At 55.8% G+C, this 26,094-nt stretch carries 16 protein-coding genes and 1 tRNA gene; 7 read left to right on the top strand and 10 right to left on the bottom strand.

The window, feature by feature from the left end; all coding sequences use genetic code 11:
• The first annotated feature begins 352 nt into the window (after positions 1–352).
• The 7 genes from RIB44_20760 (at position 353) to RIB44_20730 (ending at position 12,366) form a co-directional block, all read left to right on the top strand.
• Positions 353–435: transfer RNA gene (locus RIB44_20760), tRNA-Leu, on the top strand.
• A 321-nt stretch (positions 436–756) separates the two neighbouring features.
• Complete coding sequence (locus RIB44_20755; GenBank protein ID MEQ8619013.1) at positions 757–2,223, top strand: circularly permuted type 2 ATP-grasp protein; 1,467 nt, start codon at positions 757–759, stop codon at positions 2,221–2,223.
• A complete protein-coding gene (locus RIB44_20750) occupies positions 2,223–3,212 on the top strand; it encodes an alpha-E domain-containing protein (GenBank protein MEQ8619012.1) in 990 nt (329 codons plus the stop codon). Before RIB44_20755 ends, RIB44_20750 begins: the two co-directional genes overlap by 1 nt.
• A gap of 130 nt (positions 3,213–3,342) precedes the next feature.
• Positions 3,343–6,822: a transglutaminase family protein gene (locus RIB44_20745; GenBank protein MEQ8619011.1), complete on the top strand. Its 3,480-nt coding sequence runs from the start codon at positions 3,343–3,345 to the stop codon at positions 6,820–6,822.
• 33 nt (positions 6,823–6,855) lie between these two features.
• Complete coding sequence (locus RIB44_20740; GenBank protein MEQ8619010.1) at positions 6,856–9,504, top strand: circularly permuted type 2 ATP-grasp protein; 2,649 nt, start codon at positions 6,856–6,858, stop codon at positions 9,502–9,504.
• Between the two features lie 36 nt (positions 9,505–9,540).
• Positions 9,541–10,419 carry a transglutaminase family protein gene (locus RIB44_20735; GenBank protein ID MEQ8619009.1) on the top strand — a complete coding sequence of 293 codons (879 nt, stop codon included), beginning with the start codon at positions 9,541–9,543 and terminating at the stop codon, positions 10,417–10,419.
• 318 nt (positions 10,420–10,737) lie between these two features.
• A complete protein-coding gene (locus tag RIB44_20730; GenBank protein MEQ8619008.1) occupies positions 10,738–12,366 on the top strand; it encodes an alginate export family protein in 1,629 nt (542 codons plus the stop codon).
• Between the two features lie 83 nt (positions 12,367–12,449).
• On the opposite strand, the gene RIB44_20725 is transcribed toward RIB44_20730, so the two are convergent.
• The 10 genes from RIB44_20725 to RIB44_20680 all read right to left on the bottom strand — a co-directional run bounded on the left by RIB44_20725 (position 12,450) and on the right by RIB44_20680 (position 26,055).
• Positions 12,450–12,863, bottom strand: a complete 414-nt coding sequence (locus RIB44_20725; protein MEQ8619007.1) for a globin family protein — start codon at positions 12,861–12,863, stop codon at positions 12,450–12,452.
• A gap of 99 nt (positions 12,864–12,962) precedes the next feature.
• Positions 12,963–13,355, bottom strand: coding sequence for a c-type cytochrome (locus RIB44_20720; protein MEQ8619006.1), 393 nt, complete (start codon positions 13,353–13,355; stop codon positions 12,963–12,965).
• A 33-nt stretch (positions 13,356–13,388) separates the two neighbouring features.
• Complete coding sequence (locus RIB44_20715) at positions 13,389–14,015, bottom strand: DUF3365 domain-containing protein (protein MEQ8619005.1); 627 nt, start codon at positions 14,013–14,015, stop codon at positions 13,389–13,391.
• Positions 14,016–14,103: 88 nt separating this feature from the next.
• A complete protein-coding gene (locus RIB44_20710) occupies positions 14,104–15,468 on the bottom strand; it encodes a cytochrome c3 family protein (GenBank protein MEQ8619004.1) in 1,365 nt (454 codons plus the stop codon).
• A gap of 37 nt (positions 15,469–15,505) precedes the next feature.
• The gene (locus RIB44_20705; GenBank protein ID MEQ8619003.1) at positions 15,506–17,536 is read right to left on the bottom strand and encodes an FAD-dependent oxidoreductase; all 2,031 of its coding nucleotides are present in this window, start codon (positions 17,534–17,536) and stop codon (positions 15,506–15,508) included.
• Positions 17,537–17,601: 65 nt separating this feature from the next.
• On the bottom strand, positions 17,602–19,170 hold the full coding sequence (locus RIB44_20700) for a sulfite reductase subunit alpha (GenBank protein ID MEQ8619002.1): 1,569 nt from the start codon (positions 19,168–19,170) through the stop codon (positions 17,602–17,604).
• A gap of 141 nt (positions 19,171–19,311) precedes the next feature.
• The gene (locus tag RIB44_20695; GenBank protein ID MEQ8619001.1) at positions 19,312–21,141 is read right to left on the bottom strand and encodes a NirA family protein; all 1,830 of its coding nucleotides are present in this window, start codon (positions 21,139–21,141) and stop codon (positions 19,312–19,314) included.
• Positions 21,142–21,147: 6 nt separating this feature from the next.
• Positions 21,148–23,379 carry a nitrate reductase gene (locus RIB44_20690; GenBank protein ID MEQ8619000.1) on the bottom strand — a complete coding sequence of 744 codons (2,232 nt, stop codon included), beginning with the start codon at positions 23,377–23,379 and terminating at the stop codon, positions 21,148–21,150.
• A complete protein-coding gene (locus RIB44_20685; protein MEQ8618999.1) occupies positions 23,376–25,049 on the bottom strand; it encodes a DmsC/YnfH family molybdoenzyme membrane anchor subunit in 1,674 nt (557 codons plus the stop codon). Before RIB44_20685 ends, RIB44_20690 begins: the two co-directional genes overlap by 4 nt.
• 37 nt (positions 25,050–25,086) lie before the next feature.
• A complete protein-coding gene (locus RIB44_20680; GenBank protein ID MEQ8618998.1) occupies positions 25,087–26,055 on the bottom strand; it encodes a hypothetical protein in 969 nt (322 codons plus the stop codon).
• Between the last annotated feature and the right edge of the window lie 39 nt (positions 26,056–26,094).

The following is a 26,094-nucleotide window of genomic DNA, read 5'->3' as shown; positions in this document are numbered from 1 at the left end:
TTTTCGAAGGAGGAACTTGAGTCACGAAACGGAAGCGTTAGACGGAAGAGCAACTTGCTTTTGCTCTTCGGCAGCATGAAGACGGAACCTCGGTTGCAGGCATCGTCTGCAAGATGGGATTTTATGAGCAGATATTCTAGTCCTTAAAGGCGTGGTTTCTGCTCAAATTGTGGCGCATATGTGGCGCAATGTGGGACCACACAATGCCCGACAACCTCACGACGCTCCCATGGATGTCAGAAATGGATTTAGAATCAGAAGGCCTCGAAACACTGCAAATAAAGGTAGTTGCAGCGACTCCTTCAATCTGCTTTAATCCTTTGCAGCCCGAAGGTTAGCGATAGAAAACTTTCAGGAGTGGCGGAATTGGCAGACGCGCTGGATTCAAAATCCAGTGAGAGCAATCTCGTGAGGGTTCGAGTCCCTCCTCTGGTACTCTTTGGTAGTAAGGACTTACGTCGATTCGACGGGAGTCCTTTTTTTATACCCAGATGGCACTCGGAACAAATTCAGAACATGCGAGTGTTCACAGGCTGTTCGTAGTAATGGTTTCAAGCCCGCTTTTTTTTCCGTTCTGAGGAAGTTGCGATTAGGCATCAAATTTGCTCTATGTGCTACGGAAAAACATTGATCGCGGTAATGACGTTTGTTTGCTCTCGATTGCGACATTTGCGCGCACTTATGCGCATCGAACAGGCAACAGATCCTGTAAGATCATGTTTGTTGAGCAAAGATTTCTAGGCGGAATGAGGAATTATGACCCCCTACGTCTCGGACGGTTACGACGAGATGTTCGATTCCCAAGGCGAGCCAAGACCAGCCTGCCGGGAATTTGTTGATCGACTCAAGAATACCGAAGAAAATGACCTGCGAGCCCGGCAACGGGCGGCTGAGCTTGATCTCTATAACATGGGGATCACGTTTAACGTCTACGGCCACGAAGAGGGGACCGAGAAGGTTTGGCCATTCGATCTCGTGCCGCGTATTCTGGCCGCCGAGGAATGGGAGCACATCGAAACCGGCCTCGCTCAGCGTATCCAAGCGCTCAATCTGTTCATCGACGATGTCTACAACGAGCAGCACATTCTCAATGACGGCGTGGTCCCAAAGGACCTGATTCTTTCCGCCACGACCTATCGTCCCCAGATGCAGGGCTTCAGTCCGCCGGAAAAGGTCTGGTGCCACATTACCGGCGTTGACTTGGTGCGAGGGGGTGACGGCACCATTTATGTTCTCGAGGACAACTTGCGTTGCCCTTCGGGGGTGTCTTACGTGCTCGAGAATCGCGAAGTGATGAAGCGTGCTTTCTCTCAGGTATTCGCAGGAGCCGCCATCGCTCCGGTCGACGAGTATCCCGAGCAGCTTCTGCAGACACTGCTTGATTGTGTGCCCAACTCGGTTCAAGATCCGACCGCTGTTGTGCTCACTCCGGGGATCTATAACTCGGCTTACTTTGAGCACACGTACTTGGCCCAGCAGATGGGCATTGAGCTGGTGCAAGGTTCTGACCTGCTTGTCCAGAATGCTCGCGTCTACATGAAGACGACGCATGGGCTCCAACAGGTGGACGTCATCTACCGTCGCATTGACGATGATTTTCTCGACCCCGAGTGCTTCCGCGAAGACTCCTGCTTGGGGGTCGCCGGATTGGTCGACGCTTACCGCCAGGGCAATGTCACGCTGGCGAATGCTCCAGGTACCGGCGTGGCCGACGACAAGGCAGTCTACGCCTATGTGCCGAAGATCATCGAGTATTATTTGAAGGAAGAACCGAAGCTCAGCAATGTTCCCACACAACACTGCGGCGATCCCCAGCAGTGCCAACACGTCATCGATCATATCGGCGAGCTCGTCGTTAAGCCAACGAATGAATCAGGTGGCTACGGTCTAATGATCGGACCACACTCCACCGAGGAGGAACAAGCCGAGTGTATCGAGCGGATTCGAGAGAATCCTCGTAATTACATTGCGCAACCGATGCTGCAACTCTCGACGGTTCCGACGCTCTTCGCCACCGGATTGGAACCACGGCATGTGGATCTCCGGCCATTTGTCTTGCAGGGCAAAACAACCTATGTGATGCCCGGCGGTTTGACGCGGGTTGCTCTCAAGCGAGGGTCGTTGGTCGTGAATTCCTCCCAGGGTGGAGGAAGCAAAGATACTTGGGTGCTGCGCCACCAGCACTCAGAGCCGGTCGCTCCTACCGAAGAGGGAGGTGCGTAATGCTGAGCCGTGTCGCTGATTCCGTCTACTGGATGAGCCGCTACATCGAACGTGCCGAGAACGTTGCGCGTTTCATTGACGTCAATTACAATTTGACACTCGGCGAAGGAATCCCGCTGAGCACCCAGTGGATGCCGCTGGTTTCGACCACTGGCGATGACGAACTGTTCCGAGAACTCTATGGGGAAGCAACAGGCGAGAATGTGATGCAGTTTCTCGCCTACGACACTCGCAATCCGAATTCTATTTACTCTTGCATCTCCGCCGCTCGTGAGAACGCTAGAACGATCCGCGAAACGATCACCGCCCAGATGTGGAAACACATCAATGAATTCTACTTGATGGTGAAGAGCAATGCGGACGAATCGAAGGCGCTGTCAGAGCCCAACTACTTTTGCGACCAAGTCAAACTGGCTAGCCATACCCTGCTGGGGCTCACTTACGGAACCATGTCCCACGGTGAACCGTGGCATTTCTCGCGACTAGGCCGACTGCTGGAACGAGCTGATAAAACGTCGCGACTGGTTGATGTGCAGTATTACCTGTTGCTACCGAAGGCTGAAGATGTCGGCACTTCGGTGGACGTTGTGCGTTGGTCGGCTCTATTGCGATCGGCGAGCGCTTTGACCATGTACCGTCGTCACTACGGACGGATTACTCCCAACAAAGTCGCCGAGTTTTTGATTCTCAACCACGAATTCCCCCGTTCCATCATGCACTGCCTGATGCTGATGGCCACGTCGCTAAACAAGATCACGGGAAGTGGGGAACGGTTCTTCAGCTGCCATTCTGAGCAGCTTCTCGGTCGCTTGGGGACCGACATCAACTACACGACCATCGAGAATGTCATTGAGGAAGGGATCCACAATTTTATTGATCGCTTCCAGACGCGACTCAATGAGATCGGCCTTGCGCTCCAAGAAGACTTTTTCACCCCACTGGCCACGGAATCGGCTTCCCCGCAAAGCCAGACCCAGAGTAGTTCCTGACAGTCAAAGAGTCTCAGTTTTTCCGGGCAATTCCCCCTGCAAGCCGCGGATCTGAGGGTATTCTATAGTGTTCCCACCTACGATCTCTCCCCACAGCGCATGGCGGCGCTCTAGTTTCTGAAATAATTCCATGAGCATCCGAGTCGCCCTTCGTCACAAAACGAGTTACTCCTACGACCGGCTCATCGAACTTGGTCCGCAAGTCATCCGGCTCCGCCCGGCAGGACATAGTCGCACGCCCATTGAGAGCTATTCTCTCTCGGTGGGTCCCGGCGATCACTTTCTCAATTGGATGCAAGATCCGCACGGCAACTACTTGGCCCGCTGCGTCTTCAAGGAGAAGGTCACCTCACTGGATGTTGAAGTCGACTTGGTGGCGAACCTTTCAGCGATAAATCCGTTCGACTTCTTTACGGAGCCTTCGGCAGAGCAATTCCCTTTTGAGTACGACCCTTCGGTTCGCGAGGAATTGAAGCCCTACCTGATTTGTCTTCCCGCTGGCGGGCCGATGCATGAGATGCTTGGGCAGATCGACAGAACGCCCCGGAAGACGATTGATTTCCTAGTTGAACTGAATCAGGCACTCGAAAAGCGAATCGACTATGTCGTCCGCATGGAGCCCGGCGTCCAGTCGCCTGACGAAACGCTAACCTTGGGGCGTGGTTCCTGTCGAGACTCGGCCTGGCTGTTGGTTCAATTGCTGCGTCATCTTGGGTTTGCAGCGAGGTTCGCTTCGGGTTATCTGATTCAACTGGCCGCTGACCAAAAGTCGCTTGATGGTCCTTCGGGACCCGAAGCTGACTTCACCGACTTGCACGCCTGGACGGAAGTCTATTTGCCCGGTGCCGGTTGGGTGGGGCTCGACCCAACCTCCGGCTTGTTCACTGGCGAAGGGCACATCCCTCTGGCCTGCACGCCACAGCCGCAAGCAGCCGCACCGATTAGTGGTGCGCTCGATCCGTGCGAGGTCGAGTTCAACCACGAGATGTCCGTCCAGCGTGTTCACGAAGACCCTCGCGTCACGAAGCCTTACACCGAAGAGCAGTGGCAAAAAATCGAGGCGCTCGGACACGAGGTCGACCGTCGCCTCGAAACGGGCGACGTTAGGCTGACAATGGGGGGCGAGCCGACGTTTGTCTCGATCGACGACATGGACGGCGACGAATGGCAGACGTCAGCAGTCGGACCGACGAAACGCCGCTTGGCAGACGATTTGCTCCGCCGGCTCAAAGAGCGCTTCGCAGGCGGCGGACTACTTCATTACGGCCAAGGAAAGTGGTACCCGGGCGAACCGCTGCCTCGCTGGGCCATGCAATGCCTCTGGCGAAAATCGGGCGATCCGCTCTGGAACAGCCCGCACCTGCTCGCCAACCCCGAGGACAACCACGGGCATACGGTTGAGGACGCGCGGCGTTTCGCCGAAACCCTTGCCAAGCACCTCGCGGTCGATGCTCAACATGCCATCCCGGCTTTCGAGGATGCGTTCTACTACACATGGAGAGAACGCCGCTTGCCCGCGAACGTGGAGATCCACGACTCCAAGCTGGAAGATAAGCAAGAACGTGAGCGTATCTCGCGGATATTCGAGCAAGGACTGACCGCTCCGGTTGGGAGTGTGCTTCCCCTGCAGTTCCGTTGGTGGGAGCCCGAGCCACATTGGGTGAGCGGACCTTGGGCGGTTCGCTCCGAAGAGCTCTTCCTGATTCCCGGCGACTCCGCGATGGGCTACCGATTGCCTTTGCAATCGTTGCTCTATGAAGGGAAAGAAACCTACCCACGGCATTTTTTTGAACACGATCCGTTCGCCAAGCCAGAGGAGTTGGCGATGCGTCGCCCGGTTCAACTCCAATCTCTCCTGTACGGCACGGGCGATCCAGGTGCCGGTCGCGAAGAGTTGCAACATGCCTTCGCCACGACGGGAGCGCAGTCGTTCGCGAAGGTCGGCTCACCGACGGGTGGAAACGGCTACGGCCAGTTATACTCGGGCGGCAACGGCACGGGTGGAAGCGGTCACGGTCAGGAAGATTCCGCCACCGAAAGCTTCCGCAGTGGTGCTCCCTTTGCGATCGACACTCAGTATGACGATCCGAAGCAGGTTGTTCGTACGGCACTTTGCGTCGAGCCGCGTGAGGGGACGCTGCATGTCTTCATGCCGCCGGTCGATCGTTCGCACGTTTACTTCGATCTGGTTTCCGCCCTCGAAGCAACGTGCGTCGAACTGGAGATGCCGATCGTCGTCGAAGGCTACACCCCGCCGCACGACCCGAACATCGAGACGATGAAAGTCACGCCCGACCCGGGTGTGATTGAGGTGAACGTCCACCCGGCATCGAATTGGGAACAACTGGTCGACATCACTAGCGGCGTCTATGAGGATGCACGCAACACACGCCTGGGAACAGAGAAGTTCGACCTCGATGGCTCGCATACCGGTACCGGCGGCGGGAATCACGTCGTGATGGGCGCCGCGACTCCCGCGGATAGCCCCTGGCTGCGTCGGCCTGATCTGCTGAAAAGCTTCCTCGGCTTTTGGCAAAATCACCCTTCGCTGAGCTACCTGTTCTCCGGCAAGTTCGTCGGCCCCACGAGCCAGGCACCACGCGCTGACGAAGCGCGTTCCGATGCGTTGTACGAACTAAAGATCGCCTGCGAGCAAATCCAACAGGGCCGCGATTGTCCTCCGTGGCTTGTCGACCGCGTATTCCGTAACCTGCTGATCGATGGTGAAGGGAATACGCATCGTTCGGAGTTCTGCATCGACAAGCTTTTCTCGCCCGACTCCGCCACGGGGCGGTTGGGGCTGGTTGAATTTCGTGCTTTTGAGATGCCGCCTCACGCGCAGATGTCGCTGACACAACAGTTGCTGCTGCGGTCGCTTGTGGCTCGTTTCTGGGACCAGCCCTACGAGCAGCCGCTGGTCGATTGGAAGACCTCTCTTTACGACCGTTGGATGTTGCCGCATTTCATCTGGCAGGATTTCCAAGACGTCATCGAAGAGACAAACCAAGCGGGGATTCCACTCGAAGCGGATTGGTTCGATGCACACCAGGAGTTCCGTTTTCCGTTTATTGGCAAATTCAACCAACGAGGCGTTGACGTCGAGATCCGCCGTGCCGTCGAGCCGTGGTACGTCTTAGGAGAAGAGCCGGGCGGTGGTGGGATGGCACGCTATGTCGACTCCTCGGTTGAACGTGTTCAAGTGAAGGTCAACGGCATGACCGACCCGCGTTACCAGCTCGCTTGTAACGGTCGTCGCGTACCGCTCCACCCGACAGGCGCTGAAGGCGAGTTCGTCGCGGGCGTCCGCTTCCGGGCCTGGCAGCCGCCAAGCTGTTTGCATCCGACGCTGGGAATTGATTCACCCTTACGTTTTGATCTGGTCGATACCTGGCTTGGTCGTTCGATGGGCGGATGCCAATATCACGTTGGACATCCGGGCGGATTGAACCCTACAACCTTCCCTGTCAACGCACTGGAAGCCGAAAGCCGACGAGCAACGCGGTTTTTCGACTTTGGACATACGCCAGGGATAGCTAAGATGCCAATAGAGACGCCGCATCCTGAGCTACCAATGACGCTCGATCTCCGACGCGGCAAACACCTTAGCTAGTCTATCCTGCTTCCCAGATCGTCGAGTCCTCCGATGCAAAGCCAGCAACAATCGGCGTCCTCGGCCCAAGCAAGCGGTAGTTTCTCGTCGCCCACCGGGCACCCGAGGGTCGGTGTCTTAGATGGCTATCTGGCAACACCAGGACTGGCTTCACAAGGTCGCTACGACGAACTGCTCGGCACCGCGACGTCGCAACAAGTTACTCAGATCCAGCCGCTGTGGTCTCAGTTTCGCGAGCAAATCGACCAACTTGGCAAGGAGGGCTTTTCGCGACGTTGGGAACGTTCTCAGCGACTGATCTACGAGAACGGCATTAGCTACAGTCCTTATGGCGATCCCGAAGCTAGCGGGCGACTTTGGCAGCTCGATCCGCTTCCCACGCTGATTGAAGAGCAAGAGTGGCAAGCCGTTGCAGCGGGAATCGCTCAGCGAGGCGAGCTACTGCAGCTTGTGTTGGCTGATCTGTTTGGCGAGCAGTGTTTGCTCAAAGAGAAGGTCCTGCCGCCCGAATTGATCCTAGGTCATCCCCACTTCCAGCTTCCTTATGCGAATCTCCAACCTGCGGGCGACAGTTTCCTGCATTTCTACGCAGCCGATTTGGGGCGAGCTCCTGACGGGAAGTGGTGGTTGCTGGCAGACCGCAGTGAATCACCCTCGGGGGTTGGGTTCGCTTTGGAAAACCGGGTGGTTGTCTCGCGCATGCTGCCCGATATTTTCCGGGCTTCGCGAGTCAAACGCCTGGCGCCTTATTTTGTCTCGGTTCGAAATCGACTCCAGCAGATCGCCCAAACCAACCGTGACAACCCACGCATCGCTCTGTTGAGTCGCGGCCCAGACTACGAGAACTACTTCGAAGATGCCTACCTGGCTCGCTATCTTGGCTACACTCTCGTCGAAGGGGCTGACCTTGCGGTACGCGATCATTCCGTTTGGTTGAAAACGCTCGACGGATTGCAGCCGGTGGACGTGCTCCTCCGTCGGCCCAATAGCGAAGCGTGCGATCCGCTCGAGTTTAGCGGGAACCTTTCTCTCGGTCCTTCTGGTTTAATTCAAGCAGCGCAGCACGGGAACGTTTCGATTTCCAACCCCTTGGGAAGCGGCCTCGTCGAATCTCCGGCGTTCATGGCCTTCATGCCGCGGCTTTGCAAGTTCTTCTTCCAACGCGATTTGCAACTCCCCGGTATCGCCACGTGGTGGTGTGGTGAGGCGAAGTCTCTGGACTACACATTGGCGAATCTCGACACGTTGACCATCAGCCACGCTTTCCGCCGCCGCGGTCGTCGCGGCGAAACGAATGACCAGCTTGCTCAGCTTACTCGACAAGAACTTACCGAACGGCTGCGTACCAATCCCACTAGCTATGTCGCCCAGGAACAGTTTAACTCTTCATCCGTCCCAACCTATCGCAACGGGACAACCAGCGCTTCCCAGCTCGTGCTGCGTTGTTTTGCCGTCGCCCAAGAAGGCTCTTATGCCGTGATGGATGGTGGACTCGCCAGAACTTCCCCGTTGCCCGCCGAGCAAAACGCTCCCAAGCGGCGTCCGTTGATTCCCAAAGGCGACGGCAGCAAAGACGCATGGATTATCAGTAAACAGCCCGTTGAGCCGATTAGTTTGCTTTCTGCGAGTGAGGAGCAAGTTAGCCTCCGCCGTAGTGGTACCGACCTGCCAAGCCGTGTGGCGGATAATATCTCTTGGCTCGGTCGACATCTTGAGCGGGCCGATGCTACTGCGCGATTGCTACGGACGTTCATCCACCGCGTCACTAGCGAGACAGCCGATGGCAAGCTCGTCGAGTTACCCGCGTTGCTACGGGCCATGGCTGAGCAAGGGCAGATTGAAGCGGGCTACGCCTTGGAAGAGATCAAGCCACGGCTCCCTGAGTTGGAAACGGTTTTGCCTCGTTGGGTTTTCGACAGCGAACAAGCGGGAACCCTACGGAGCGTCCTCGACCAACTGTTCCACGTCGCTTCGCTGGTCCGCGATCGACTTTCGGTCGATACCTGGCGAATCATCGTACGCATCGACAAGAGCTTCCGTGCTCCCAAAGAATTGGTCTCGCTAGACCTGACCGACGTGCTCGGCATGGTCAACCGACTGATCGTTGATCTGGCCGCGATCGAAGGACTCGTCATGGAAAGCATGACACGTTCCCACGTTTTTCGATTCCTCGATCTCGGACGTCGCTTGGAGCGCTCGTTGCAAACGCTCACCCTGTTGCGAAGCTGCTATTTGGAAACGAAAACGATTTCTCCTGAGATCTTTGAGGTTTCGCTCGAAATTGCCGACAGCCTGATGACCTATCGTTCGCGCTACTTGGCGAGCTTGCAACTCTCGGCGGTTCTCGACCTCCTAATTACCGATGAAACCAACCCGCGGAGTGTGGCCTTTCAACTGATCACGTTGCAATCACACATCGAACAGCTCCCGCGAGATGACGACCAACCTGGGCTGGCTCCGTACCTGAGGTTGATCTCGGAGATGACGCACACGATCAAAGTCGCTAACATTCAAGACGTTTCTGATCGTTTCCGGATAGGCGATAGCGAAGCTCTAGAACAACTGCTCATGGAATTTGAAACGAAGCTTCCCCAACTAGCGAACGAAATCTGGCGACGGTACCTCGTCCACGCAGGCACACCTCGCAAGCTATCCGCGACGTCACTGGATCCGCAATCTTAGAGACAGTTTTGACGTTAGATTCACTTCCTGAACAGCATGAGATATCGCATCACTCATACGACGAAGTACGCCTACCAGGAACCAGTCTCGGTTTGTCAAAACAAGGCGCACCTTCGTCCGCGAGACACTCAGCATCAATCCTGTCAGGACTTTCGTCTCCTCACGGTGCCGGACCCGTTAGAACTAAACTCGCGACTGGACTACTTTGGGAACAAGATCGACTATTTTTCCCTGCACACGCCCCACAACAATCTCTCCGTTACAGCCACCAGCGTTGTCGAAGTGGCTGAGCCGACACCGCCTAAGGAATCTCCGCCTTGGGAGGAAATCGCTCAGCAGGTGGTTGCTCCGCAAACTGAGGAAACGATTCGCGCGTGCCTGTTTCGCTTCCCTTCGGAATTCACACAGCTTGACGAAGAGTATGCCGACTACGCCCGCGCGTCGTTCACCCCGTCCCGTCCCATCATTGAGGCAACGCAAGACTTAACCAACCGCATCTACGAAGAATTCCAATACGATTCTCGTGCCACGACGGTCAGCACCCCAGTCGCCGAAGTTTTCGCAAGGAAAGCCGGCGTTTGCCAAGACTTCGCCCATCTCCAAATCTCCTGCCTGCGTTCGCTTGGACTCCCAGCCCGTTACGTCAGCGGCTATCTGCGCACCGAACCGCCTCCGGGGAAAGAAAAACTGGTTGGGGCCGACGAATCACACGCCTGGCTATCGGTGTTCACCGGAGAGAGCGGCTGGGTGGACTTTGACCCCACCAATGACGTGATCCCCTCGACCGACCACATCACGCTTGCCTACGGGCGAGATTACGGAGATGTTTGTCCGCTGCAGGGCGTCTTCGTAGGTGGGGGCAATCACACGCTCACGGTTTCTGTTGATGTCAGTCAGCTTGATTTTCTCGACTGAACAGCGACAACTGAGCTGCACTATTTGTTAGCCAGCTGTTAATGAGCCGATGTCTCTACGCGTCGTTGAACCCAGGGTGATGGGGTTCGATTAGGTAAACTCTACGGGTTGCGTGAGCGTCGCTACAGATACGTCAAATATCCGACGAACCAAGACTTTTGGAGGACCTACTGGTCTAGCTAGCACGGCGGCTAGCAGCTTAGGTCGTAGTCACTCTCCAACGCCGGCCGTTTTGGCGGACGATTCGGCAAGGATTGTTCAGCGACGTCCTTTCAGTGAAGTTCGCTCTCGACACGGATGGTTTGGAGACATACGGAGATGTACGCTTCTAGATTACAAGGCAAGACTGCCCTTGCCTGTGCACTAGCATGGTGGCTAGTCACCCCTGCAATTGGTCAGGAATTGACCAACCCTTCTGATAATTATCAAGTCGATCACTTCGACATCGAGGCGACCAACTGGGTCGACGACGAGCAATTCGAACTCACCGACTGCTGCGATTGCGAACCCTCTTGTGGGGCGGATGGTTGCTGTGACGATTGCGGACCAAGTTGTGGTGATGCGTGCGGCGATGGCTGTGACTGTGGAGATGGTGTCGGTTGCGGCGCTGGAGTGAAAAAGAAAGACAAGCCGACTTGCGCCGGATCGCACAAAGTGTTGTTCTATGCGAACGATTTCAGCTACTTGAACGACCCTTGCTATAAGGGAAGTTGTCTTGGCGACTGCCTGAAGCTGATGCCCGTGGCTGGAGGTGATTGGGGTAAGCTGGACATTGGTGGTCAAATCCGCTTGCGTTACCATCACGAAGAAGGCATGGGACGTCAGGCTGGAGTTCTTGGTTTCAATGACACGACCAACGACTTCATGCTCACCCGCTTGCGGCTTTACCAGAACTGGAAGGTCAATGATCGGTTACGCATCTTCTCCGAAGGGATCTTCGCGGACGTCATCGCCAACGATGAGTATCTTCCTCGTCCGATTGATCGCAACTCGGCAGACTTCTTGAATTTGTTCTTTGACTTCAAGATTACCGACAACACCTCGATTCGCGTCGGTCGCCAAGAGCTGCTCTTTGGTGCACAGCGATTGGTTTCGCCGCTCGACTGGGCCAATACCCGTCGAACGTTCGAAGGTATCCGCGGCACGGTAGAAGCCGGCGACTGGACGATCGATCCTTTCTACACAAATCTAGTCCCCGTCGACGCCGACAACTTTGACGAAGCCAACTACGACATTTCGTTCTACGGTGCCTACGCGAGCCGCAAGTTCGCCGAAGGGGCCAACACGATCGACATGTATTACCTCGGTTACGACAACCAAACCGCGGGGACGCCTGTGCGGACGGACTTCTCGTTGCACACGGTAGGCGGTCGTCTCAACGGTAAGTTTGAAGGCATGCCACTCTTGTTCGACGTCGAAGGTGCTTACCAAGGTGGCCGTCAAAGCGGCCTTGGTGTTGATCACTCTGCGGCCTTCTGCACCTGTGGTCTGGGTCATCAACTCGGCGGATTGGCTTGGAAGCCAACCATCTGGGCGTACTTCGACTACGCTTCGGGTAACGTCCCTGGTGGCGACTTCAATCGTTTCAACGACTTGTTCCCGCTGGCACACAAGTACCTGGGCTTCATCGACGCAGTCAATCGTTCAAACATTTCGTCTCCGAACTGCTTGATTACGATGGCTCCAAGCAAGAAGTTGAACTTCCTGTTCTGGTACTACTATCTCGGTGCGAATCAAGCGGAAGACACGATTCCATTCGTTGCCGTTCCCTCTGATCAACGGACCGACAGCAAGGACTTCGGTAACGAGTTGGACTTCATCGCGAAGTACGCGATTGGCCCTCGCTCGAACATCCTGCTTGGTTACTCTTACCTGTGGGCCGGCGACAAGATCATCGGCAACAGTAATGCCCAGTTCATCTATTCGCAATGGACGATGAACTTCTAAGACCGAAGAGTACCGATTGAAGAAGAGCGAAAGCCTCGGGCCGCACGTTACGGTCCGAGGCTTTCTTCGTCTTGGTTAGCGATTCAAGCTGCCTGAGCAGCGGCGTCTTTCATCACAGTCGCGAGCGTGACGTACGTCTCCGTCCACGCCTCTTTGACTTCAGGGGTGAAGCCATCTCCAATCCCTTGCTCTAACGTCCAAAGCAAAGCCGCGCCAACCGAATCGTAATGCCCTGCTTCAACACCATATTCGATGTGACGGACTCCGAGCTGTTGGACCGCCGGGACAATCGTGTCGAGCTTCGGCAGTCCATTCACGGCGACACCAATCATCTGCATGAGCTTCTTGCCTTGCTCGGCGATGTCGGTCGTGAACATCGGTTTCACCTCGGGAGCGATTTCGAACAGCCTCCCGTAAAAGAGCCCGGCGACTTGATCAGCACTTGGTTCGACTTGGGCCCAAGTCGTTTGGACGAGGGTGATTTGCTCAGGGGTCATCGTATTTCCTCATTCTAATTTGGCGTTATGTTTTTGGTGAATTCTCTTTAGAGAATGAGCCGCAAGGCGTCAGTCTGTGGGTGGCACTCCTTAAGGCGTTCATTCTGCCTTGGCCGGAATCCCCAACTCAGCGCGGTACTTGATGTAACTCACCGCGTCGGCGATTTCTTCATCAGTCAACTCGGGGTTGTCCCCTTTAGGGGGCATGAGCTTGAATCCTTCGATCGCATGTTGAATCAGAAGTTCATCCCCTTGGGAGAACCTCCGCGACCAGGCTGGCTTGTAGCCCAGTCGCGGCGCTCCATCGCGGCTGCTGTCGTGACAACTGGCACATCCTGCGTCATAGACAGCTTTGCCCGCTGTGAACTTCGCGGGTAAAGCGGGCATTTCCGTCGCCCCAGTGTCAGCCTCCGTACCTTCAGGTTGGCTGCATCCTGCAGCCGACAGCAAGCCGATTGGCAGTAGGAAGATGATTCTTAGCAAACGAGTCATCAGACCGCTCCCAAGATTCGATTTTCATAAACATTACTTCGTGGGAACGAACACTACGACAGCCCCCATCACGTCATCCTTTTTGAATTCGGGATAGGCATCCATATCGCGACGTTCGTGATTGTTGTGACATTCCCAGCAAGCTTTCGCGACGGCACGGTCAGGGTAGTACTTCACGAACAGTTCGTTCCCGTCGGGATCGGTGATCGTGTCCGTGTAAGTCTTGCCCGGGTTGTCTGAGAGAAACTTGAGCGCCTTGATCTCGTCCTCGTTAGCCGGCTTATGTTCCGGGTTGAGAGGCCAAAGCGATTTCAAGCTGTATTTGAAACCTGCGTCGGGGTTGTCGTTCACCAGTGAAGCACCCATACGGAACATCTGGGCCGGCAATGGCATTTTGTGGGTGTCACCCTCTTTCCACTTTTCCCAGTACTCATCAGGCTTCACGGGAGCCTCCTGATCTTTGAGACGCGTGACCACGTCACGGGCGTAGACCGTACGATCCGCCATCATCACGGCGTGAACTCCATCGGCGAACTTCTCGGGCGAGATCCCACCCGTCGCGGCTTCGCTCGGTTTGCTGCAACCGCCAGAAGTCAGAAAGGTCAATCCAGACACCAACACCAACAGCAGGCCGGCAACCAATTTCATCGAATGCGTCATCACGGAACTTCCTTTACTCTTTCTTGAAAACAAAATTGGGCACTGGCACGTCGCTTACGCCCGACTCATTCCGCCTTAGCCTCGAAACCTAGCCGCCTTCACGCTTCTGTTTCGCCTCCTCTCGTAAACGGGCCCGCTCGTCGAACCAGTGTTTCGCCATGTCGAGACTCTCGACATGGACCTCCGGCTCACCCTGAAAGTTGTTCTTGATCAGTACCTCATCGGCTAAAGCGTCCAACGAGAACTGAAGCCCGTGGCACTGGTGGCAAATGCTCTCGACCATTTTTTCGTTCGGCCTAAGGTTGTCGTTCTGATTGTGCTGAACGAAAGTCTCTTTCTCGGCATTCTTGAGACGCGGAAGATGACACGTCGCGCACGAAACCCCAGAGCCAGGTTTCCCCTCACCTGCCAGCTCACTTTGCCAAAGATCGTAGTGGGGGGAATCGAGATATGCGGTTGAGTGCTCATCCGCATGACACTTCACGCAGGCATCGACCGCAGCGTAGGCGGTATCGTACTTGTGTGGGGTATGACAGGCTGAGCAAGTTAGCTCCGCGTGACCGTTCGTCGCATACATCGGCAGCCGGGCAGCGCTGGGCGTCATCGGCGAGAGGCCTTGAGCAAGCCGCATCCCATGGCGTCCTTCGAGGAATCCCGCGACCTGGCTGTCGTGGCATGCGCCGCAAGACTCGTGCGTGGGATGGTTGGTCCATTCCAACTCTTCCGATGTGTGACACCCGCTGCAATTCACACTCGCAGCAGCGTGGGCAGTGGCGGCCCAATCGGTAGAGATTTGCTCGTCGTAGCCGAGGCCTTCCGGAGCATCATTCTCCTCAGCGGCCAAAGTCTTCCGCGATTCAGAATAGCGAGCCTGCCAGGAGTCTCCAAAGTTGCGGGGTTCAACAAGTTGCTTCTCAAGCATGGCAGGCTCGCCGTGATGCTCAACGAGAAGGTTTTCGAACAGGGCTCGATTATCGTGATAGTTGTGGCAGCCAGCCGTTGCACATGAGTCGTAAGCAAAGTCTGCATGGCTGGGGCGTTGTTCGCCGACTTCTTGATGGCAGTGCCAACAGTAATCCTTGGGAAGCGAGAGGCCCATGGCCAACGTACGGTCAGGTACGTGTTCTTGATGGCACGTCGTGCAGTGTCGCGCGTCGAGCTTGGTGAGTAAGTGCATCTTTCCCGGGTCAGTAAATTTCGAACGCGGATGCGTGTCCGTGGAACGCTTTAGGTCAGCTCCGTGGCAATCCATGCAGGACTCTTGCTTCACGCCCATCCCCGGCGTGTGGCAAACTAGGCATTGCATTTCGATTTGGTAGTGCCCATGCGTGGTGACTCCAGGCAGGAAGGTCTGCGCCATCCCGCCCGGCTGTCGTGTGAGACTCAACGTAAAGTAAGCCAACAGGCAAACCGTCACGATCATCCACAGAATCCACTGATGCTTAACTGACATATCAAAGCGAGCTTGCAAACACGCATACTCGAAAAACTTAGTAGTAGTAAACCGAAATGATGTGGAACAAAACCAAGGCCGGCAGTGGCCAAAATAGCCAAATGTGTAGTTGAGTGAGTTTGGGCCGCCAAGCGCGAAGCTGCCGCCCCCGCACTCCTGCGAAACGACTCTCCAGCGACGCAGTGATCCCCGTGAAAGCGCCAAGCAGATTCAGCAGCAGAAAAACGACAGCCAACGCGAGCGTGAAGTTGTGTCCCAAACGCAAGCCGGTGTGGACGAGGAAGCCCGCAAGCGTGAGTGTCCCTAGGATTCCATGCATGCCTCTCCAGGAAGCGAACTCGCCCCATGAAAACCAAGAGATTCGTTTCCGCAATGAAAAGCCCAAAGCCAGGATGGAAATTCCCAGCAGCGTGAATCCCGAAACCTGCTTGGCGAAGGAATCTTGCCAGAGGAAGTCGACTTGTCGCCAGGAGGATTGAACTGTCTCAGCAAACGGAAAGGGACCTGCCGCAACGAATACGGGAACCAAGAATGCTGCCAAGCAAGAGGCAATCAGCAAACCCTTCCGACCTTTGACGCCGGCAGCCGCTTGGGGCTGACCTGCCAACTCACACAACAGATCGCGGCAAGACCCGCAAACGGTTGATGCCCCGGTAGTTTCCGCCAGTGTATCCGCATCGCTCGAGCCGGCCAGTAATGCGTCAGAGAGTTTGCCACGTGTCACGTTGAGACAGCTACAAACCGTCGCGGCAGCTGGCCAGTCAAGAATGCTATCTCCTTCGCTGGCGGACCAAAGCTGGCCGGTCTCCTTGAAGTGTCGCTCTTGCCTGCGCGAAATCTTCCTCCCCTCGGCGATCACTCCGCTGAGACGCTCACGTTCAGGCCAGTTCCCAACGCCGATGGCACCCACGAGTCGCTTGTTTTCGATCATCAACGAACGACAATATCCCTCGCCCTGGCTGACCAACAGCGAAGCACCTGCCGCCTTGCCAATCGGAGTGCCAAGGGTCGAGACATCAACGCCCATCAGCTTCAATCGCGAAGCTTGCGACGCCCCAAGAAATTCGTGCTTGGCGGCTTCACCCTCGGCAGTCGCTGCCAAATTCTTGGCGACCACCTCAGCCATGTCGTAGCAAGGCCCAACGAGGCCGTAGAGTTTACCCTCAAAAGTTGCGCATTCGCCAATGGCATGGATGCGTGGATCGACGGTGCGCAACTGGCGATCAACGGCAATTCCTCCGCGCTCTCCGCAGGACAAATTCGCTTCACGTGCCAATTCGTCACGCGGGCGAATCCCCGCGGAGATGACGATCATATCGACTTCGAGCGTTTCCTCGCGATCAAAGAGAATTCGCTTCTGCTCCCCGAATTCTTCGATCCCTTTCGCGCCGCGCAAGAGGTGAATGTGGACTCCAAGCTTCTCGATCTCTTGCTTCAGCAGCACACCTGCTTCAGCATTCAGTTGACGCGGCATCAAACTCGGCGCGACTTCAAGAACGTGCGTTTCTAGTTTGAGATCATGTAACGCCTTGCCAGCCTCTAACCCGAGCAAGCCACCTCCGAATACCGCAGCAGTCTGGCAGCCCTTGGCATAGCTTTTGATTTGCTCAATGTCCTCAATGGTGCGATAGACAAATACTCCTGGCAGGTCGACTCCCTTGATCGGCGGCACGAACGGGCACGAGCCGGTGGCGAGTACCAAGCGATGATAGACTTCTTTAAGACCCGACGCTGCGTGGACGGTCCGCGTTTCGCGATCAATCCGTGTGACGGCATCGCCCGTGATCAGCTCAATGCCGTGCTCGGAATACCACGCAACGGGGTCGAGCAACAAATCATCGGCGGTCTTGCCGGTGAAGCACTCGGTCAAGTGCACACGGTCGTAACAAGGTCGCGGTTCTTCTCCAATGACCGTCACATGGTAATGATCGAGCGCCTTGAGTTGAGCCAGCTGCCGCAAGAGCGCGTGCGTCGCCATGCCGGCACCGATAATCACGAGAGATTGCCGTGACGGCTCCGCGGAGTTCGGAGAATTCGGATTAAGCGGCAGGTTGTCTGGGGAAGACATGGAGGGAAGGTGTCATCGAGCCGCCTAAGCTTGATTGGATTTGTTCTAGGAAGTGATCTGTGGTTTTAGTACACGTCTCGCACATAACGGTTGGCAGACTTCAAGGATTCCACATATTGCTTTGCTTCTGTCTCGTTCAGATTTCCGTGTTCGGTAATAAGCAAGTGCAGCGCTTTGTCGACGTCGTTGGCCATTCGCTTCGCATCACCGCAGACGAAGAAGTAAGCGCCCTCTTCGAGCCACTCGAACAGCTCTGCGCCTTGTTCGGTCATGCGATTTTGAACGTAGACTTTCTCCGCTTGGTCACGACTAAAGGCGGTACTCAACTTCGTAAGCAGACCCGACTCCTGCATTGCCGCGAATTCTTCTTCGTAAAGGAAGTCGGTCGCTGCGTGTTGATCGCCGAAGAACAGCCAGTTCTTGCCCTTCGCGCCAGCTGCTTGGCGGTCTTCAAGAAACGCGCGAAACGGAGCAATGCCCGTCCCTGGCCCGACCATAATCATCGTAGCGTCTGGATTCTCCGGCGTCGTGAATCCATGTGAAGGTTGAACAAAGACGGGTACCTTGTCTCCGGAATTGATTCGATCGGAGAACATCGTCGAAGCGACCCCCTTGCGTTCTCGCCCCTTGACCTCGCAGGTCGCACGACCGACCGTGAGATGTACTTCCTCGGGATGGGCATCCAACGAACTGGCAATCGAGTATAACCGCGGATTGAGCGCCGCCAAGCTCATCGCAAATCCCGCCGCTGGCGGCTTTGCCGAGGGCGCGATCTCCAAAAGATCAAGCACATCCAACTCATCAAGCTCGTCGCTATCCACCAGCGACTGCAACTTCGTTTTCTCAGCTTGATCTTTAGTCGTCGCAATCAGTAACTCTAACAGCTCTTCTTCGACATCACGCAGATTGCTCTTCGTCAGCAAAGCTTCTTTCAATGTGCCTTGAAAACCATCAGGCCCTTCAACCGCTTCGCTGCCATCACTGCCGATGGCTGAGAGGATGGCGTCCACCAAGTCGGGGCAGTTCGTGGGATACACTCCCAAAGAATCCCCAACGCGATAGGAGAGTCCACTGCCGGCAAGATCAATGACGGCGTGGGTTGTCACCTTGGACGAACCCTCATTGTTGAGATTATGAACGCTCTTCACAGGTGCAGCCCACGGATTGCTGCGACTGATCTGACCATCTGCCTCCTTGGTCGCAGCTTGGCCATTGCTACTTGGCGCCCCAGCTTCTTTGATAATCTTCTTGAGCATTTTGGCGGTCTCTTTACCGCCGGGAGAGCAAAGCGTCAGATTGCTCTCATCACCAGCAGCAATCGCCTCTGAGTAGGTCTGGCAAACGTAGCCGCAAGCGCCGCAGTCGAGTTGCGCCATCGCGGCCATCAACCTTCGCTCGACCGGCTTTCCTTCGGCCAGTTTCAGCCGTTCGTCCATTTCCAAGGCCGAGTCGTGCCACGGAAAGTCTTCCTCGACGACCGTATCCGTTTCGCTCTCAAGCAGTCCGGTCGCTGCGGCTAGACCTTCCCCTTCGGACCCAGGCTCCAGCCCCGTCCAGCCAGCAAGAAAACCGTTGAGCCAGGCGCGTTGCGACTCGTTAAAAGGTGCCGATTCGGGAATCAATGAGACAGACATGATTTAAGTGGGCAGTAGGCAAGGGGCAGTAGGCAGTTTCTTTGAGGGTATGCCGAGTTTCGCGTGGCACACCTGGCACCAAAAAAATCCGTGAAATCAGTGCAATCCGTGTTCAAAATGCAGGTCGATAATCCTCTTCAACTAAGCCATTGCAGGTACGGTTTCCAACAGTGACTTCAGTTCTTCGATGGTCTTACTCTGGGCAAACTCAACGAAGGTTTGCTCGGGAGTGTCACGCTGCTCCAAGTAGGACCGCAGCACTTGGCAGACGACTTCTGGTGCGTCGATGGCGCGGATGTTTGAGAGTAACTCACGTCCGATGGCTTGTTGATTTCCGTAACCACCGCCGACGAACAAGTGGTAGCCCTCGACCATGTCCTCGCCATCTTCCACATTGGCACCGATCAATCCGAGGTCGCCGATGTAATGCTGAGCACAGGAGTGATGGCAGCCTGTGAGATGGATATTCACGGGCGTGTCGAGTTCGAGTTCGTTCTCAACGAATTCGGCGATCTGCATCGCGTGTTGCTTCGTATGCGAGGCAGCAAACTTGCACCCGGCAGCACCCGTGCAAGCGACAAGTCCTGCGCGAACGCTCGTAGCGCGATAGTCGAGACCCATGGCTTCAATTGCAGCGGTGACCTCTTCGACCGACTCATCGGAAATGTCTGGGATCAGCAGGTTCTGCCAAACCGTGAGCCTCAGCGTTCCGCTGCCGTATCGGTCGGCAAGCCGAGCTATCTGGCGCATCTGCTCGGAAGTGATGCGTCCCACTGGTAAGACAACACCAATATAGTTCAGTCCAGGTTGTTTCTGGGCACGGACGTCCAAGTGAGCCAACCGATCGTCGTCTTCGCGCGGCTCGCAACTCTCCAGCGGAAAACGGGGCAGACTGTGGCCAAGTTCTTCTTCGACTTGGGTCAAGAATTTCTCGAAGCCCCAATCGTCTAGCACGTACTTGAGGCGGGCCTTTTTCCGATCGGTTCGATCTCCGTTATCGATGAAAACACGCACGATCGCTGTAGCCACCTCGACGCACTCGGCTGGCTTCAACAGAACTCCCGTGTAACGAGCGAAGTCTTCGTGGCCAGTGATCCCACCCAAAGCGAGTTGAAAGTAGACGCCGGCAGGAAACTCTTCGGACGCGTTCTCCTCGACCACCTCAACCGCGTGGAAACCAATGTCATTGGTATCTTCGAGTGCTGTAATCGTCCCCCCGCCATCGAACGCGATGTTGAACTTACGTGGCAAACCATACATCTCGCGATTATTGATTATGTAGTGGTGCATCTCTTGAGCGAGAGGGAGCGTTTCAATCAGCTCACGAGCATCGATCCCGCTTAAGGGGCTCGCCGTTACGTTGCGAATGTTATCCCCGCCTGCACCGATGTTGATGATTCCGAGGTTACGCAAGCCGATGAGAATATTGATCGGACTTTCCGCGGGGATTTCGCGAAACTGCAGATTGGCTCGTGTTGTGACATCCACGAAGCCGCCCGCGTCGGAGTCCGCAAGGTCGGCGAGACCGCGTAGTTGATAGGATCGCAAATCGCCGCCCGGGAAACGCATACGACACATATAAGAATCTTGAGCCGGTGCCACGTAAAACAGGCCGTGGAACTTTTGCAGAAAAACGTCCGTTCCCTTGGGAAACTCCCCACTCCGGGCACGGGCCTGCATTTCGTCCCACATGTCCAGCGGATTCTTTTCTCGCTTTGCTTGCTCTTCAGCACATAACTTCCCGCCAGCATCGGTTTGGCGATCTTGAGCGTCGTAATGCCGCTGTTCGGGGCGACGGACCACATCACTGACACTGACCGCTACGCTGCCTCCGACACTGATGCTCGTACCAGAGGAAGCGCTACCAGAAATGACCGGCAGGTTGCGAATCTTCCGCGCAACGTCCGCCCCAAGGGCAAAGCCTTGCAGGTAGTTCTGTTGTTCTTCACTGAAGTTCTCGTCGACGCTCATGATGGACTAAACTCGTTCAATTCGGACGGCACAATTCTTGTAAGAAGGTTGATGTGAGTAAGGATCAAAATGGGCCAGCGTTAGGCGATTGGTTGCCTCGTAATGCATGGGAAGAAACACCTGCCCTGGCTTGACGGTTGGCGTAACAAAGGCGCCCGCCGTCAATTCTCCCCGGCGGGAGAGGACGCGCACCTGGTCGTGGGCCTGCACTTCGAGCGCTTCTGCATCGGCAGGGTTCAGCTCGACATAAAGTTCCTTCGGGTAGAGCTTCGTCAAAACGGGCGACTTACCGGTACGCGTTTGCGTGTGCCATTGCGAAGCTGTGCCACGCCCCGTGAGTAACATCAGCGGATACTCGCTGTCGGGTTTCTCGGGCATCTCTTGAACCGCTTCGAACTTGATCTTGGCTCTTTCGTCGGGATGAAAGAATCGCCCGTCGGCGAAGAGACGTCTCTGCTGCTCGACCTCGCCAGCGTCTTCGGGGCAAGGCCATTGCACACCTCCAAGCGCATCGAGCTGGGCGTAATCTTTGATTCCGCTGATATCGCAGGGGCGACCTTGGGAAAGTTCTTTCAGAATTTGGAACGCTGCCTCGGGAGATTCCCAGCGGTCGAACATCTCGCCGCAGCCCCAGTATTCGGCGATCAACTTGAAGATCGAAAAATCGGCCAGCGCCTCTCCAGGGGCACGCTTTACACGTTTGATGACGCCGAGGCGTCGCTCGCTGTTGATGAAGGTTCCCTCTTTCTCACCCCAACCGGCGGCGGGGAGAACCAAGTCGGCTAGCTGAGCGGTCTCTGTCGTGTGGTACATGTCCTGCACGACGAGAAAATCGAGTTTTTCGAATAACTCGCGAGCCTCAGACTGCTCGATCCAACTATGGGCAGGATTCGTGCAGATCACCCAGAGTCCACGGATGGTTCCCTCGCGGACACCTTCGAGGATCTTGTGATAAGGAAGGCTGTTTTGCGTGGGTATGCGATCAACGGGGATCTCGAGAATCTCCGCGACTTCCTCACGATGTACTTCATTCTCGAAATCGCGACCAGCGAGCAGTGAAGTCGTATTGCTGAATATCCGCGACCCCATCGCGTTCGCTTGGCCGGTAATGCTGTTCGCGCCGGTTCCTGGGCGGCCAATGTTTCCCGTGATGAGCGCGAGGTTGATAATCGCTTGAGCGACACGCACACCCTCGTAACTTTGATTCACGCCCATCGTCCACCAGAAGGAGACGCGCTTTCCTTCGTGAATCGTACTGGCAAGCCGTTCTATTTGCTCGGCCGGAATGCCGGTTTGCTCGGCGACGCCCTCGGGCGTAAAAACATCAACGAATCCTGAGAACTTCGCGATGCCATCGGTATGGGCGTCGATGAATGATTCATCAATCCAACCGTTCCGCACCAGCACGTTTGCAATCGCATACAGCAACGGCAAGTCACCCTTAGGATTGATGGCGAGATGCTCGGTAGCCGCGACCGCCGTTTCCGTGCGACGCGGATCAATGACGATGATTTTCGGATTGTGAGGATTCCGGCAAACCCTTTCCCACATGATCGGGTGCGCGATGCAAAGGTTTGAGCCGATGAGGACGATGACGTCGGACTCTTCAAAGTCTTGGTAGGTGTAGGGCGGAGCGTCAAAACCGAAGGCCTGCTTGTAAGCCGTCGCCGCAGTAGCCATGCATTGCCGCGTGTTTCCGTCGCCGTGGAGCATGCCCATGCCAAACTTCGCGAGGCTCCCCAAGAGCGCCATCTCTTCGGTTGGCATTTGGCCGGTACTCAAGAAAGCGACGGCATCAGGGCCATGCTCCATCTGAATCGCTTTGAAGTTGATGCAAAAGGCTTCCAGAGCATGGTCCCAATCCGTCGGCTGGAGCGTACCGGAACGATCACGCAGCAAAGGTGTCGTCGCTCGATCAGGGGCATCCAGCACGTTGAGCGCTTCCCAGCCCTTGGGGCAAGCCATCCCAAGGTTTACTGGATACTCGGTAGCCGGTGTGAGGTTCACCGCTTCGCCTTCTTGGAGGTGAATCCTCAGACTGCACCCTGTCGAGCAGTAGCCGCAGACCATGTCGGTCGTCGCGTCAGGTGCTAGACGCGCCGGAGCTTGCCCGAGCCCAAACTTTCCAGGCGTTCGCAGCAAGTCTCTGGTGAGTACGCCATCTCGCGCATCAATGAGAGACTTCAGCTTGTCGGCGAAGGTCTCCGGCGGAGCCTTCTCCGTTACGACGATACTCATGACGGGATTCCTCCCGGCATTCTTAGCGGGACGACTGCTGAAAAGTACAGATACCTCTCCGCAAACTCACCGACTAAGCAAAGTGCGAGTGAGGCGATTGCCAGTCCAAGAGCAAGTTCTCCAGAAGTGGCAAGAGTCAGCAACGGGAAGCACAATCCACCCAAGACGCCACAGAGGAATCGCATCCTGCTGATCGCACTTAGGTCTCGCTGAATCAGTCGTGCCGATTGACTAATCGAACTGCTCGGCTGGCTCGCTTGCGAGACCTGCCACCACTCGTAAGCAAGTTTCACCACAGACACGAAACAAAGCCCAGTCGCGAACTCACGGGTAAGGCTGCTTTTTAGAACAGCACTGATGACGAGTAGACCCGCAGAACCAAGCACGAACGGGGTGAGTCCAAACTTGAGGCCCGTTCGAGTGCCTTTCCAGAATTCTCGCTGGGTGAATTGGTAAATCTTTGCAGAGCAGAAGACTCCGGCGAAACCGGCAAGCGTCGCGGCAACTTGCAACGGTGTTTCGAGCAATGATTTCAAGGGGAGCCGGGGTAACAGAGCGTAAGCGGTAGCTCCAATGGCCAGCGGCGCAAAGACACCAAACGCAATCGCTTCGCGGCTTAGCCAAGAGTGCCGCCAGCCCAACACACTCCGGAACGCCAAGTGCGGCCTGCCTAAATGGAACAATGCAGCCAACAGTCCCACGTGTGTTACCAACACGGCAACACCAAACGTAATGGAGGAGGAGCGACTGCTCTCGAATGCACCGCCACAACCCAACAAGACTGTCAAAGCAAACAGCCCAACCCCGAACTGAGTCAGCACAAGCATCGCAATCAGCGCAAAATGCGCGTGCTGCGGCTTGGCGAAGTCACTGTCTGCTCCAACGACCCGATCCGTGTGAGTTCGTTCGCCTCGATAAATAGTCGTCGGTCGCGTAATCGTGGGAGACGGCGAACCGCTCAGAAATTCACCAGCGTCTGTCCGCACTTTCGTTGATTCGATAGCCACATTCGTAATCCGAATCGCTTGATTCGGGCACGCTTGGACACAGGCCGGCGCTTCTCCTTCAGCCAGTCGATCGTGGCACATGTCGCATTTGCGAACGATCCCTTTCGACTCGCTGTACTGTGGCACTTCGTAGGGGCAAGCCATCGTGCAGTACTGACAGCCGAAGCACTGGTCATCAAGATGGCGCACGATGCCGGTTTCAGGGTCTTTTTCGTAAGCGTTCGTTGGGCACCCGACGAGGCACCCCGGATCCAGGCAGTGATGGCACGCGGTTGTGACGTGCCGAAGCGTAGGTAACGAATGCGCATCGACCCCGGTTAGCAATCCAACAGAGCGCCAGGTTTCGCCGCTCTCTAAACCGTTCATGTGGTGACAAGCACTAACGCAAGCCTTGCAACCACTGCAAAGATCGAGATCGACTTCGAACGCATATTGTTCGCCAGGCTGAGGCTTTTCTAGCGGAATCAAGTCGCGATAATACTTCGCCTGCGCGGGCAACGCGTCCGATTCATGCCGCTGAGAAAATCGTTCGACGGCAGTAAGCTGGCTTTGCTCTTCGAGATACTCAGCAACCATCTGCTCAGGCTTCGCGCGGCGCGGAGCTTCTCGCTCTGGGCTTGTGCCGCGTGTTGGCTTGTCGATGAGTGGAGTAGTCGTAGACATGAAGGATTTGGTTGGTGCCTTGTTGCATAAACCTTTCTTATTGCATCATCACGACAATCGCTGTGAGTTCTTCTCCAACGAATACAGGCAGACCGAGCGACCAAGTGAATCCGTACTCTGCGAACAACTCGCCCCGAGTTGGTTCCGAGGCTAGGTCTTCGCTCACCATGGGCGTTCGGCTGGCTGCGACCCGGCCTACGAGGGCTTCACCTTCACCAAAACAGAGCTTTTCGCTGACTGGCTCTAATCCGATAAAGGGGCCATAGCTTGAATCGGCGAGGCACCAACGGTTGCCTTCCTCCTCCTCTTTTGGCTGCGGCTTCCAGACTTCCATCACGCTCGCAATTGGGCTTTTTGCGGAAGAGAGCATCATAAAGACCGCCTCAAGTTCCAAAGCCGTTCGCATAATTGGCCAAGCTATGGCGACTGAGAGATTCTCCGCTCGGGCCCCAGCGGCACGCATGAAACTCTTTGAAAGCCCAACTCGTGAAACGATTTTGGGCTCGCGGTCGTTCCAAGTTTCTCCCGGCAAACCAGCACGCCTCGGGAACCGGACACACTGGCTAACCGCCCCAAAGCGTTCGAGGTTGGAATAGTAACTCGAAGAAAGGCCCAGTTCGTCGCGATCGTTTCGATGCCATACTTCAAAGGCACCTTGAAGTCCTTCCCCTCCTCGACAAAGGAAGCTGACCACGCCACGGCATTGCTCGTTCTGCATCACGGGGACGGCCACAAGACAGTCAATTCCGATCCGCCGAGCCGCCTCGCCACGGACAAAGTCGTCCTCGGATAATTCTTGGGAAACAACGGGAAGCCCCTTTTCCCAAGCAATTCCAGGAAGCCCTTCGCCCCGCTCAAAGGTGATCGCTTTGCTCTTCTGGGCGAACTCGTCATGTCCCGTGTAGGAGCCGGATGCCCAGGTAATCCGCGATTGGTCTTCGCTGGGAAGCCAAACTTCTACCGCCTGAACGAGAGAAATGCCTGCGGGATGTTGCAAGGCTTCCATTTGTTCTGAATCCGCCAAAAACATGTTCACCAACTAGAA

It is taken from the genome of Lacipirellulaceae bacterium, assembly GCA_040218535.1.
Classification (GTDB): domain Bacteria; phylum Planctomycetota; class Planctomycetia; order Pirellulales; family Lacipirellulaceae; genus Adhaeretor.
The sequence above is the reverse complement of the archived record's forward strand: the minus strand, read 5'-3'. Positions and strand labels throughout refer to the sequence as shown.